The organism is Paractinoplanes rishiriensis (assembly GCF_016862375.1).
GTDB lineage: Bacteria > Actinomycetota > Actinomycetes > Mycobacteriales > Micromonosporaceae > Actinoplanes > Actinoplanes rishiriensis.
This window is the reverse complement of the sequence record NZ_BOMV01000005.1, coordinates 1-12111: the sequence shown is the minus strand read 5'-3', so window position 1 is coordinate 12111 and position 12111 is coordinate 1. Positions and strand designations below refer to the sequence as shown.

General features: G+C 71.2%; 13 protein-coding genes. 3 read left to right on the top strand and 10 right to left on the bottom strand.

The window, feature by feature from the left end:
* Positions 1-142: 142 nt before the first annotated feature.
* From Ari01nite_RS02045 to Ari01nite_RS02030, 4 genes are all read right to left on the bottom strand, one after another.
* Positions 143-1126, bottom strand: coding sequence for a pectate lyase family protein (locus tag Ari01nite_RS02045; RefSeq protein ID WP_203779046.1), 984 nt, complete (start codon positions 1124-1126; stop codon positions 143-145).
* Between the two features lie 142 nt (positions 1127-1268).
* A complete protein-coding gene (locus tag Ari01nite_RS02040; RefSeq protein WP_203778798.1) occupies positions 1269-2402 on the bottom strand; it encodes a cellulose binding domain-containing protein in 1134 nt (377 codons plus the stop codon).
* Complete coding sequence (locus Ari01nite_RS02035) at positions 2399-3928, bottom strand: cellulase family glycosylhydrolase (RefSeq protein ID WP_203778797.1); 1530 nt, start codon at positions 3926-3928, stop codon at positions 2399-2401. The genes Ari01nite_RS02040 and Ari01nite_RS02035 overlap by 4 nt, the downstream gene beginning before the upstream one ends.
* 99 nt (positions 3929-4027) lie before the next feature.
* The gene (locus tag Ari01nite_RS02030) at positions 4028-5182 is read right to left on the bottom strand and encodes an ROK family transcriptional regulator (RefSeq protein ID WP_239162414.1); all 1155 of its coding nucleotides are present in this window, start codon (positions 5180-5182) and stop codon (positions 4028-4030) included.
* A gap of 59 nt (positions 5183-5241) precedes the next feature.
* Here Ari01nite_RS02030 and Ari01nite_RS02025 point away from each other — a divergent pair, with 59 nt between their 5' ends.
* Both Ari01nite_RS02025 and Ari01nite_RS02020 read left to right on the top strand, forming a co-directional pair.
* The gene (locus Ari01nite_RS02025) at positions 5242-6096 is read left to right on the top strand and encodes a LacI family DNA-binding transcriptional regulator (RefSeq protein WP_203778796.1); all 855 of its coding nucleotides are present in this window, start codon (positions 5242-5244) and stop codon (positions 6094-6096) included.
* Complete coding sequence (locus Ari01nite_RS02020) at positions 6093-6686, top strand: HAD family hydrolase (protein WP_203778795.1); 594 nt, start codon at positions 6093-6095, stop codon at positions 6684-6686. Before Ari01nite_RS02025 ends, Ari01nite_RS02020 begins: the two co-directional genes overlap by 4 nt.
* Here Ari01nite_RS02020 and Ari01nite_RS02015 read toward each other — a convergent pair.
* From Ari01nite_RS02015 to Ari01nite_RS02005, 3 genes are all read right to left on the bottom strand, one after another.
* A complete protein-coding gene (locus Ari01nite_RS02015; protein ID WP_203778794.1) occupies positions 6614-7624 on the bottom strand; it encodes a 50S ribosomal protein L11 methyltransferase in 1011 nt (336 codons plus the stop codon). The genes Ari01nite_RS02020 and Ari01nite_RS02015 overlap by 73 nt on opposite strands.
* Positions 7625-7674: 50 nt before the next feature.
* Complete coding sequence (locus Ari01nite_RS02010) at positions 7675-8076, bottom strand: PLD nuclease N-terminal domain-containing protein (protein ID WP_203778793.1); 402 nt, start codon at positions 8074-8076, stop codon at positions 7675-7677.
* Between the two features lie 96 nt (positions 8077-8172).
* Positions 8173-8976 carry an SGNH/GDSL hydrolase family protein gene (locus Ari01nite_RS02005; RefSeq protein WP_203778792.1) on the bottom strand — a complete coding sequence of 268 codons (804 nt, stop codon included), beginning with the start codon at positions 8974-8976 and terminating at the stop codon, positions 8173-8175.
* A gap of 237 nt (positions 8977-9213) precedes the next feature.
* Between Ari01nite_RS02005 and Ari01nite_RS02000 the strand changes: the two genes are divergently transcribed.
* Positions 9214-9600: a hypothetical protein gene (locus Ari01nite_RS02000; RefSeq protein WP_203778791.1), complete on the top strand. Its 387-nt coding sequence runs from the start codon at positions 9214-9216 to the stop codon at positions 9598-9600.
* On the opposite strand, the gene Ari01nite_RS01995 is transcribed toward Ari01nite_RS02000, so the two are convergent.
* From Ari01nite_RS01995 to Ari01nite_RS01985, 3 genes are all read right to left on the bottom strand, one after another.
* A complete protein-coding gene (locus Ari01nite_RS01995; RefSeq protein ID WP_203778790.1) occupies positions 9597-11282 on the bottom strand; it encodes a HelD family protein in 1686 nt (561 codons plus the stop codon). The two genes, Ari01nite_RS02000 and Ari01nite_RS01995, sit on opposite strands and share 4 nt — an antisense overlap.
* A 16-nt stretch (positions 11283-11298) precedes the next feature.
* On the bottom strand, positions 11299-11562 hold the full coding sequence (locus Ari01nite_RS01990) for a DUF6510 family protein (protein ID WP_203778789.1): 264 nt from the start codon (positions 11560-11562) through the stop codon (positions 11299-11301).
* Positions 11559-12111 (bottom strand): FAD-binding oxidoreductase (locus Ari01nite_RS01985; RefSeq protein WP_203778788.1); only part of this gene is annotated, 553 nt, incomplete at its 5' end. The genes Ari01nite_RS01990 and Ari01nite_RS01985, both read right to left, overlap by 4 nt.

Genomic DNA, 12111 nt, shown 5'->3' with positions numbered 1-12111 from the left:
CCGGTTTGGGATGAAGTTCGTTAGCCTGCTATTTGCAGGATTTGGCCGATTTTAAGGCAAGCGCTTTCCTGAAGCCATGCCAATCCGGGCAAGGCGAACGGGCGGCCCCGGCCGGAGCCGGAACCGCCCGCTTCGGTCAGTGTCAGAGCCCGAGCTTGCCGACGCCCGCGCCCGCGCTCACGATCGACTTGACCTGGCTGGCCGTGTCGAGGGTGTACGCGTAGGGGATCGCGTTGACCGTGCCGTTCGTCATCGGCGTGCCGGAGCTGACGAAGTGGTTGTTGCGCTGCACCAGCTTGCCGTTGGGCGAGGTGCCCTGGGCGAGCGTGGTGGGCCGGGACACGTTCTCGAAGTAGTTGCCCTCGACGAGAACGCCGGCCTCGGTGGTGGAGGCCACGCCGTAGCTGGCGGTCCGGGCGTAGTAGTTGTTGTAGACGTGCACCGGGTTGCCGAAGCGGACCCGCGGGTGACGCTGGTTGGTGCCGTCGAACCAGTTGTGGTGGTAACTCACGCGCAGCTTGCCGCGGTCACCGGTGTTGGAGTCGTCCGAGCCGAGCAGGAACGTCTTGTCGTGGCTGCGGGTGATGTTCCAGGACACCGTGATGAAGTCGGAGCCGAGCCGGATGTCGACCAGTCCGTCGGTGGCGCTGGTGAAGACGTTGTGGTCGATCCAGATGTGGTGCGAATTGTCCTGCACGTTGATGGCGTCATCGCTGGAACCCGAGAAGGTCAGGTTCTGAATGATGATGTTGCTGACGTTGGACATGGACAGTCCGCCGCCGCGGATGCCGGAGCCGGAGCCGACGCCCTGGATGGTCTTGTTCGAGGTGACCTTGCGCATGCCGGAGACCGTGATCGTGCCGGACACCTTGATGATCCGGGCTCCGCTGGCCTGCAGCGCGCTGTCCAGGGCGGAGGCGGTGGTCACGGTGACGGTCGAGCCGCCGTTGCCGCCGGTGGTTCCGCCGTTCTGCGCGGCCCAGCCGACCAGGGTGCCCGCGGCGATCTTGGGGGTGACTGCGGCGGTGGACGGCAGCATGGTCAGGGCGGTAGCGACGACTGCGGCACCGGCCACGACTGACACCGCGGCGGTGCTGCGCCAGCGGCGGCGCAACGTGGTGAGCATCATGCGGGGGATTCCTTTCGGAGCGGGTGCGTGTTGACACCTGTCCCTTATATCGATGCTCATCTGTATCGGAGATAACAGAAATTTCCGGCTTGCAGTAACCCGCCCGTCCCGGCGGGCAGCCGGGACGGGCGGGTTCTCCTCAGCTCAGCGTGCAGGTCACCGAGGGCGGGTTGTTGGTGCCCTGCCACGAGGCCAGGAAGCCGAAACTCGCCGTCCCGCCGGCGGTCAGACCGCCGTTCCAGGTGACGTTCCGGGCGGTGGCGGTGTTTCCGCTCTGGGTCACCGTGGCGTTCCAGGCCTGGGAGATCTGCTGGCCGTCGGCGAAGGCGATCGTTGCCGTCCAGCCGGTCGCGGTGGCGGTGCCGCCGTTGCGGACCGTCACCTCGCCCTGGAAGCCGCCGGTCCACTGTGAACCGGCCTTGTAGGTCGCGGTGCAACCACCGGCCGGCGGAGCCGTGGTGGGCGCTGTGGTCGGCGGAGTCGTCGGCGCCGTGGTGGGCGCCGTCGTCGGTGGGGTGGTCGGTGCGGTGGTCGGGGTCGTGGTGCCGCCCAGGACCCGGGCCAGGACGGGATACCACGCGGCGGCCATCTTGGTGTAGCCGGCGTCGTTCGGGTGCACGCCGTCGTTGTTGTCGGCCACCGCGTCGTACCCGGTCCAGAGGTCGGCCAGGACGATGGGTGACGCCGCCGTGGTGAGCCCGGCCGCCCACCCGGGCAGCGCGTTGTTGAATGCCACCACGTCGGCCGGGCAGTTGGCGCAGGCCGCCGCGCTCATCGGGATGATTTTGGCGACGATGATCTTCATGTTGGGGTTGTTGGCGCGCATCTGGCCGACCAGTTTGGTGAAGGCGGTCAGCTTGTTCGCCAGCGGGATGTGGCCGCCCCACATGTCGTTGGTGCCCAGGTGCACCAGCACGATGTCCGGGTTGGCCGCGGCCAGCCAGGGCGGCAGCTGGTTGGCGTCGGCGATGCCGGTCGCCGAGAAGCCGCCGTGGCCCTCGTGGTCGAAGTCGTACGAGTAACCGGGATTGCAGCCGCCGCCGTCCGAGACGCCGCCGACGAAGTCGATGTTGGTGTAGCCGGTGGTCTGCAACTGGCGCCACAGCTTGGCGCGCCAGCAGCCGGTGCCCGCGGTGATCGAGTCGCCGAGCGGCATGATCCGGACCGGAGCGGCCGCGGTGGCCGGCCCGGCGGTGGCCACCAGTGCGGGTACGGCGGCGGTGACGGCCAGGGCGGCGCTGATCAGCAGCGCGCGGAATCGGTTGGCCCTCATGACCGGTACGGGTCAACCGTGAGGAGGTGCGCCTTGACGCCCTCGCCGAACGTCTGGGTCGGGGTGCCGGTGTAGTCCTGGATCAGGACGTTGCCGCCGGTGCAGCCCCACGGGTTCCAGGTCCACGCCGTGTAGCCGACACCGTTCGCGTCCGCCCACGCCATCACCTGGTCGATGTAGTCGTGCGCGCAGGTGTCCTGGCCGATCTCGCCGGCGTGCACCGGCACCTGGGCCGCCACCGAGCCGATCTGGCTGTCCCAGCAGGACACCGTCACACAGGCATTGAAGTTGTACGAGTGCCAGGACGCGACGATGTTGCCGGCCGGGTCGACCGGCTTGTACGCCAGCCACTGGGTGAGGTCGTTGGTCCAGGTGAGACCGGCGACCAGCAGGACGTTCGTGGCACCGGTGGCGCGGACCGCGTCGACCAGGTCCTGCATGCCGGCCACCTCGTAGGTGATGCCGGTGCAGGTGCCGCCGTCGCGGACGCACTTCCAGGCCGCGGTCATGTCGGACCAGTTGTTCGCGGCGTCCGGGTAGGGCTCGTTGAACAGGTCGAAGAGGACCGCGTTGTTGCCCTTGAAGGTGTTCGCCACGCTGGTCCAGAACCGCGGCGTGTACTCGGCGCTGGGCATCGGCTTCTGGCAGGTCGCGTTCACGTCGGGGCAGGCCGAGATGTTGCCGGTGTAGGCGCCGTGGGTCCAGTGCAGATCGAGGATCGGGTTGATGCCGTTGGACACCAGCAGGTCCACGTACTGCTTGACCGCGGTCTGATATTCGGTGCCGCTGGGCGTGCCGAAGGTGCCGAGCCAGCAGTCCTCGTTGAGCGGAATGCGTACGGCGTGGATGTTCCAGGCCTTCATGGCGTCGACGGTGGCCTGGTCCGGCTGCGGGCTGTCCCAGATGCCCTTGCCCTGCACGCAGGCGAACTCGGCGCTGGCCCGGTTGACGCCGAGCAGCCGGTAGGTCTGACCCGCGGCGGTGACCAGCTTGTTGCCGTTCACCTTGAGAGCCGGCGCGGGACCCTCGGCGGGCGTGGTGGTCGGGGGAGTGGTGGGCTCGGTGGTGGGCGGCGTGGTGGGTTCGGTGGTGGGTGGCGTGGTAGGCCCGGTGGTGCCGCCGGTGCAGGCCACACCATTGAGGGTGAACGAGGCCGGAGCCGGGTTGCTGCCGGACCACGAGCCGATGAAGCCGACCGACACCGAACCGCCGGTGGCCAGGCCACCGTTCCAGCTCATGCTCGCGGCCGTGACGTGCGCGCCGGACTGCGTCCAGGCGGCGTTCCAGCCCTGGCTCACCTGTTGCCCGGCGCCGGCGAAGTCGAACTCCAGCCGCCAGCCGGTCAGCGCGTCACCGAGGTTGGTGACGGTGATTCCGCCCTGGAAGCCGCCCTGCCACTGACTGGCCACGGTGTAGGTCGCCGAGCATCCGGTGGTGGCGGCCGATGCGGTGGACACCGCCGCCATCGTGCCCGCGCCGATCAAGCCGGCGACCGCGACCGCCACCAAGGCGAAGCGGTGTTTCATCGGGGCTCTCCTCTCACGCTCATCGATATTTGGGAGCGCTCCCAGCGTGAGCACCTTTCTTAGGCAAGTCAAGATTTGGGGGTCAGAAACTTAGGCAGCCTAAGAAAGGGTCGACTGCAGCACCAGCGCGGCGGCGCCGGTGGCCGAGGCGGTGGGTGCGGCGAGCGATACCGTCACGGAGACAGAGCGGTGCCAGGTACGCGCGTCGGCCGCCGCCAGCCGCGACGAGATCGCCGGTCCGTACACGAAGGACGCTGCCGCGAACCCCGGCCCGGTGAGCACCAGCAGGTCGACGTCGAGCAGGTTGACCACCGACTCGGCGGCGGCCGCGACCAGCCGGGCGGAGCGCTCCAGCAGCGCGCGGCAGCCGGGCGCCCCGGATCGTGCGGCCCGGGCCACCGCGGTGAACTCCTCGATGGTGCTGCGCCGCGCACCGGCGTCCAACCCGGCCTCGGCCGCGGCCGCCGGATCGGCCAGGGCCGCGTCCACCACCACCTGCGGGCCGGCCAGCGCCTCGACGCAGCCGCGGCTGCCGCACCAGCACGGTGGACCGTCGAACTGGAGGCACAGGTGGCCGAACTCGCCGGCGTTCGCGTGCCGGCCGCGCAGCGCCTGGCCGTCCAGCACGATGCCGGCGCCCAGGCCGCTGCCCATGTAGAGGGCCGCGAACGGGCGGGCGGCGCCGACCCGGGCCACCCAGTATTCGCCGACGGCGGCCGCGGTGGCGTCGTTCTCGAGCAGCACCGGCCAGCCGGTCGCTTGCGCCAGCCGCCGGTCCAGGTCGTGCCGTGCGGCGGGGCCCGGCTGCACCAGGCCGATGCCGAGGCAGCGCGCCCGGTCGATGCCGGAGCCGGCCACCAGGCCGCCGATGTCGGCGACCAGGCGGCGCACCACCGCGTCCGGGTCGGTGTGGTGCGGGGCGGGCCGGTTCATCCGCGAGATGATGCCGCCGGTCTGCCCGGTGAGCACGTACGTGGTGACGTCGTCGTCGAGGTGCACGCCCACCGCGATCCGGGCTGCCGGGTCGAGCCGCAGCAGCACCCGGGGCTTGCCGCCGGTCGGCGCCCGCCCGGTCTCGACCACCAGACCCTCGTCCAGCAGTCGCCGGACCGTGGTGGAGACCGACGCCTCGGTCAGACCGGTGATGCCGGCCAGTTCCACCCGGCTGAGCGGTTCGGCGGTGCGGATCGCGGTCAGAATCGCCTCGCGCGCCCCCGCACGGCGCCCACGTCCCGCGTTGACACCTTCATTCACCCGCTTAAGATAATGGATCGATCAGGCCCTTGAGCAGCGGTGACGGGAGCGTTCGCGGGATGTCCGACACAATGATCGGTCTCGTGCTCACCGCCAGCGCGCCCCGGGTCGGCGTCGAGCCGTTCTTCATCGAGCTGGTCGCCGGCATGGAGGAGGTGCTCGGCCCGGCCGGCGGCACGGTGCTGCTGCTGACCGTCGAAGACCTCGAGGCCGAGTTGGCCACCTACGAGCGCTGGGCGGCCGAGCGTACGGTCGACGCTGTTGTGGTGGTCAATCTGGTGCGCGACGACGTCCGTCCGGCCCGGCTGGAACGGCTCGGGCTGCCCGCGGTGCTCGCCGGGCGATACTCCGGTCCGGCCGCGCTCAGCAGCGTGGTGGCCGACAACGCCGGCGCGATCGACGCGGCCATGCGGCTGCTCGGCGAGTTGGGTCACCGGGCCATCGGGCGGGTGAGCGGCCCGGTCGAACTGGCGCACACCGCCGAGCGGACCGCGGCCATGCGGGCGACCGGTAAGCGGCTGCACGTCGATGTCCGGATCGTCGAGGCCGACTACAGCGCGGAGTCGGGCGTACGGGCCACCCGGAAGTTGCTGGCCGGCGCCGGCGCACCCACCGCGATCGTCTTCGACAACGACGTGATGGCGGTGGCCGCCGAGGAGGAACTGGTCCGGTCCGGCGTCGACGTTCCCGGCCAGGTGAGCCTGCTGGCCTGCGACGACTCGGCGCTGTGCGAGCTGGCCGTGCCGCCGCTGTCGGCGCTGTCGATCGATGTGCACGAGCACGGCGTCACGGTCGGCGCCGCGGTGCTGGACGCGCTGGCCGGCGCGCCGCACCGCGTCTACACGGCCCCGCCGATCCGCATCCGCCAGCGGGGAAGCACCGGTCCGGCCCCCGCCGTTACCGTTGCCTGGTGATCTTGCCGCTGCCCGAGGGCATCTTCGACGCGTACCTGTTCGACTGCGACGGCACCATCGCCGACTCGATGCCGGTGCACTTCGTGGCCTGGCGGCAGACGCTGGCGACCTGGGGCGCCGACTTCACCGAGGAGCAGTTCTACGCCTGGGGCGGCCGCCCGATCGTCGACATCGTGACCGACCTGAACTCCCAGCAGGGCCTGACCATGCCGGTGGCCGAGGTGGCGGCGCTCCAGGAGCGCACGTTCCACGAGATGTTGCCGCAGGTCAAGGCGGTGCCCGGGGTGCTGGCCCACATCGAGGACGCGTACGGCCGGGTGCCGTTCGCGGTGGTCTCCGGCAGCACCCGCGCGTCGGTGACGGCCTCGCTGACCGCGCTGGGCCTGCTGGACCGGTTCGACGTGATGGTCTGCGCCGGCGACTACACGCTGGGCAAGCCGGAGCCGGAGTGCTTCCTGCTGGCCGCGTCCAAGCTGGGCGTGGCCCCGGACCGCTGCCTGGTCTTCGAGGACACCGACTACGGCATGCGAGCGGCCGCCGCGGCCGGGATGGCGGCCGTCCGGGTGCCGTCCCCGCTGAACAGGTCTTGATAGAACGGGGTGGCTCGGAACGGGGCGCCGCGGTGCGGGCTGTGCCAGGGCGGCAGGTCGTTGAGCGTCAGTTCGTAGTCGGGGTGCAGGCCGTCGGTGCCGGTGCGGCGGGTGAAACGGACCCTCAGTGAGGTGCCGGGGTCTAGCTGGGTCGGCGGGAGTGGCGCCAGCACCGGTGCCCAGCCTCGGGTGTCGCTGGTCAGGGTGTCCACCTCGCGGCCGCCCGCGGCGGTTAGGGCCAGGCGGGTCCACAGCAGCAGGCCGGTCATCGTGGACGGGACCTCCACCCGCAGGTCGGCGTAGCGGGAGTCGCCGGGGGCCGCGAAGTCGGTGAACGGCACCGACTCCACCGCGGCGGCGGTGGAGATGATGGCCTCGTGCGCCGGGCCGGCCAGGCACAGGCGCAGGTCGAACGGGGCGCCGGCGTGGGTGAAGACGCTGTGCAGGTACGGCAGGGACTCCTCGGCCAAGGCCAGCGAGGGCAGGGAGACGGCCGCGGCCCAGGTTTGCATGCGGAACGGGATCCAGACGCAGCCGGGTGTGGCCAGGCGACGGCGGGCGTCGTTGAGGACGGGGATGGCGCCCTCGGCGGACGCTATGTTGCCGGCTATTTCGGAGACGCAGACTTCCACCCGTACGGGCAAGGTCTGCTCGGTGGACCAGCCCGGCAGGATCGTGACCTGATCGCCCAGGCCGGCCGATGCCACCGCCTGCCGGGCGTGCCTCGCGGCCCGATGATCCGCCTCGATCGCGTAGACGTGCCGCGCGCCGGCCCGGGCCGCCTCGATCGCCCACAGCGCGTCGCGGCCGGTGCCGATGTCGAGCACCACCCGGCCGGGCGCTGCCGCGCGGATGGCCTGCCGGTAGGCGCGGCAGCGGTCGTCGGTGGCGTCGAAGGCGTCGTAGACCCGGTCGTCGTAGGCCGGATATTCGCCCATCGACGGGAAGAGCGTGAAGCGGGCCGACGCGGCCGGAACCGAGCGGACCGTTACTCCGGCTGCTCCTTGCGGCGCAACTCCTCCTCGCGGCGGCGCAGGTCGGCTTCCCACTTGTTCATCATGCTCTCGTCCTCGCGCAGCGACTCGGCCAGGCCGCGCAGGAACTCGGGGTTGTCGTCGGGGGCCACCGACTGCTGCCTCGGGCGCTGGCTCTCCGGGAAGCCGCTGCCGGGACGCCAGACCGTGCCGTTGCTCAGCCTGGCGGTCGGCGCGGGGCGGCCGGCCACGAACCACGCGATCGCGCCCACCGGGGAGAACAGCAGGATGATGAACACCCAGGGCACCCGGGGCAGGGCCCGGATCGCGCCCTCGTCGGCCGTCAGGCAGTCGATCAGGGCGATCACGAGCAGCGCCAGATTGGCGAGGGCGAGCAGCGCGTAGAGGCGAACCATGGGTGGAGATACTGCCAAAGCGCGGGCGATCGCGCGGTCCCGAAAAAGGTGCAAAACGGGTGTGCGGCCCGGCGTCCGTGACGCCGGGCCGCCGCGTCAGCCGAGCGCGTCGATCATGGCTGGGAGATAGCCGTACGTGTATCCGTTGCGGTTGGGGTGGAAGGAGTTCTGCGGCGGGAGAATCGTCAGGCCGTTGAGGTACGCGCCGGACGCGCAGATCCCGTGGCCGGCGAACTCGTCGCGGACGTCGGAGAAGGTCAGCCCGGCCGCCTCGACGCGCGCCTTGATCAGGTCGTTGAGCACCTGCGCGCCGTGGTTGAGCGCCCGCCTCTTGGCCAGGCTCATGCCGGCCCCGCAACTGGCCGACGCGGTGTCGAACAGCAGCGGATAACCCAGGACGATCACTTGCGCGTCCGGGGCCTTGCGCTTGATGGCCGCGTACGTGTTGTCGAGCTTGCCGCCGAGCGTGGCGCCGATGTCGGTCTCGGCCTCGGCGACGGTCCGCTGGCACTCGGCGTCGCTGGCGAACTGGCAGGTCAGCACCGTGGGCGCGAAGCCCGCGTCGTTGCCGCCGATGGTGATGCTGATCAGGTCGGCCCCGCTGGGCAGTTGCGGGACCTGCCGGCTGAGGACGTCGCCGGTGACGGCGCCGCCGCAGGTCAGGTTGGTGAACGAGGTGGGATTGTTGCGCGCGGCCCACAGGGCGGCGTATCCGTACGGGCTGCGCAGGCAGCTCCCGGTCTGTCCGGGCGCCCCGACGCCCGAGGAGTAGGAGTCGCCGAGTGCCGCATAGTCGACGTCGGCGAGGGTGGTGGCGGTCGCGGCGGCGGGGGTCGCGATCGCCAGGGAGAGCAGGGTGGTGGTGACGACGCAGCCGAGGGTGAAATGGCGCCTGCTCATCGGTGGCCTCCGGTCCGTGGGGGAGAGGAAGCCGAAGCGCTCCGGTTACCGCAAAGTAAGTCAAGGGGCTGGGAAAAGAAACACCGTGACAATCCCATTACGAAGAAGTAACATCCATCAATATCACCTGCATGAATGACATGCAGTTACGTTTCATGCGCTTTGCGTGATCTTACTTTAACTGGCGGCACAGACGTCATTCAGGCTGCCCACAGGCAGGACCACTACCGTTTTCGCATGGAAGAAGAACGGGCACGTCGAGTCGTCGACACTTTGCGGGCGCGCAACGTCTTCGCCCACGTGAAACTGCCCCAGGCGGGAGTCACGCAGTACGGCATCCGGGTCATGCTCCCGGACGGGCGCGAGGCGATCTGGGACAACGACGGCACCGCGGGCCTGGAGGCGCAGATCATGCGCAACGGCATCCTGGTCGGCTTCGTTCCGTCGATACCCGAATCGGAGAACTTCGGCGACGGGCAGATCGTCGAGGCCATCGCCACCGCCGACTACGACCGCCCGGTCGGCCGCTCGATCCCGGCCCGGCCGCGGCCCGCGCCGGTGGTGCCGCCGCCCCGGCCGTCGGTCTCGCTGACCCAGCGCCTCCGCGGGGGCTTCCGCGCCTAGTCCGGACTGATCAGCTGTTCCAGGCGGCGCAGGGCGATCGGCCACAGCTCCGGGCTCAGGTTGCCCAGCAGCGTCTCGGCCAGGGACTGCACCACCATGTCGATGTTCTCGGTGACGCCGGGTGCCAGCTCGGGCTCCGGTGCCGGCAGCGGCGGGGCCGGCGGCGTCTCGACCGGCGACGGCAGCATGCCGAAGTCCATCGGGAGGTCCTCGGCCGCGCCCACCAGGTGCAGGTGCCCGGTGGCCCGGGTCAGCGCGATGTAGAGCAGCCGGTGCCCGCGCGGGTCGTCGTCGAGGATGTGCCCGGGCTCCACCACCACCACGGCGTCGAACTCCAGCCCCTTGGCCTCGTGCGGGCCGACCAGCACGATCCCGGGGCCGAACTCGTCGCCGGCCGGGCGCCACGGCACATTTTCGTCGTCCAGCAGGGCCTCGATCTCGTCCCGCCAGCGGGCCGGGCAGATCACCGCGACGGCCCGGCCGGCGGCCTCGTGCTGGGCGGCGGCGTGCACCACCAGCTGGGCCCGGTCCGCGGTGCCGGCCGGCAGCAGCACCGGGTCGGCCGGGCCCAGGCGTACCGGCGTCGGTGCCTCGACGCTCGGCGCGGCCATCGGCAGCAACTCGGCGGCCAGCTCGAAGATCTGGCGCGGCACCCGGTAGCCCCAGGACAGCTCGCGGTGCTCGTGCGCCATCGTGACCGGCAACTGGGCGACCAGGTCGTGCCAGTCGTCGCGGGCCCACGGGCCGGTGGACTGGGCGATGTCGCCGACGATCGTCATCGAGCCGGTGGCCGCCCGCCGGCACACCGCGCGCAGCTCCATCGGGGAGAGGTCCTGCGCCTCGTCGACCACCACGTGCGCATACCCCTTCGGGTCGCCGTTGACCAGGTGGTCGGCCTCGTCCAGCAGCGGCAGGTCAGCCTCGCTCCACACCTCGAACGCGGGGTCCTCGGCGGCCAGCCGGTACAGCGCGTCGACCTCGCGGTCGGTGAACTCGCCACCGCCGGCGGCCTCCAGCAGGTGCCGCGATCCGAACAGGTCGCGCAGGAAGGCGGTCGGCTCGAACGGCGGCCACAGCTGATCGGCCAGCAGGTCGGCGGCCTCCAGTATCAGCCGCGGGTCTTCGCTGCCGGCGGCCAGCACCGCGCGCAGGATGCGCCGCCGGTCACCGGCCGGGGCCTCGCTGGCCAGCGCCGTGGTGATCACCCGCTGGAGGGCGACCTGGTCGAGTTTCACCTCGCGGCCGTCCACCCAGATCGTCGCCGGCAGGTCGGACGGCACCCGGTTGCGGTACCCGCCGAGGGCGCGGGACAGCAGGCCGGCCATCCGGGCCTCGCCCTTGAGCCGGGTGACGTGCGGGGCCTCGTCGCGGACACCGCCCACCGCGGGCAGCAGTTCGTGCACCGGGTGGTGCACCACGCCGTCGTAGCCCCAGCCGCTGAGCCGGTCCTCGGTGTACCGGGCGAACGCCGGCGACGGGCCGACCACCAGCGCGTCAGCGTCGTCCAGGCCCTCGTCGATCAGCCAGGCCACCCGGCGCAGCGCGGTCAGCGTCTTGCCGGTGCCCGGGCCGCCGCGCACGATCAGCAGGCGGTCCAGCGGGGTGCGGACCACGTCGTCCTGAGCGGCCCGGATCGCGGCGCAGTCATCCGGGGCGAGCTCGGTCAGCAGGTCGTCGTCCACCGGATGCCGGGCCGGGTCAGGAGCCCGCGAGGGGCAGTTCGAGGCGGACGGTGCCGCGCAGGTCGAGGACTACCCGGTCGGGGGTGCGCACCAGCAGCAGGATCACGTCGGCGCACTGCGGGCAGCGGCCGACCCGGCCCATCTGGTGCCCCCACAGGCGCAGGGTGGCGACCGCGTCGGCATGCCCGCAGCCGGCACAGGTGAACCGGGCCGCGGTGGCGTCCACCGCGAAGATCTCGCGGAGGTCGCCGGCCATCGCGTTGCCGTCGAGCTCGTTCATGAGGTGCCTCCGAAGCGTTCCGTCCGGATGCGCTTGGGGTCGTGCCCGAGTGCCACCAGGATGTCGGCGGCCGTCTCGACGAACGAGGTCGGCCCGCAGACGTAGCAGTCCGGCGCGAAGTCCGCGGGCCAACCGTACGTGTTGATCGTGGCCACGTCGATCCGCTTGGCGGGTGCGGGCCACCCGTCCGGGGTTTCCCGGGTGTAGACGAGATGCACGTCGAGGCCGCCGTCGTCGCGCACCCGCCGGGCCAGCTCGCCGGCGTAGATCAGGTCGGCCGGCGTGCGCACCGAGTAGATCAGGCGGAACGGCTGCTTGGCGCCGGCCTCGGCCCGGGCGCGGATCATCGCCATCAGCGGCACGACGCCGGAGCCGCCGGCCAGCAGCAGCACCGGAGCCGGTTGCCTGTCCCGCCAGACGAACCAGCCGCCGACCGGACCACGCAGCTCCACCTGATCACCAAGATCAAGGACATCGACCAGGTACGGGGAGACCTCGCCGTCGTCCAGGCGCTGGACGGTCAGCTCGATCCGCCCGCCTTCGGTCCCG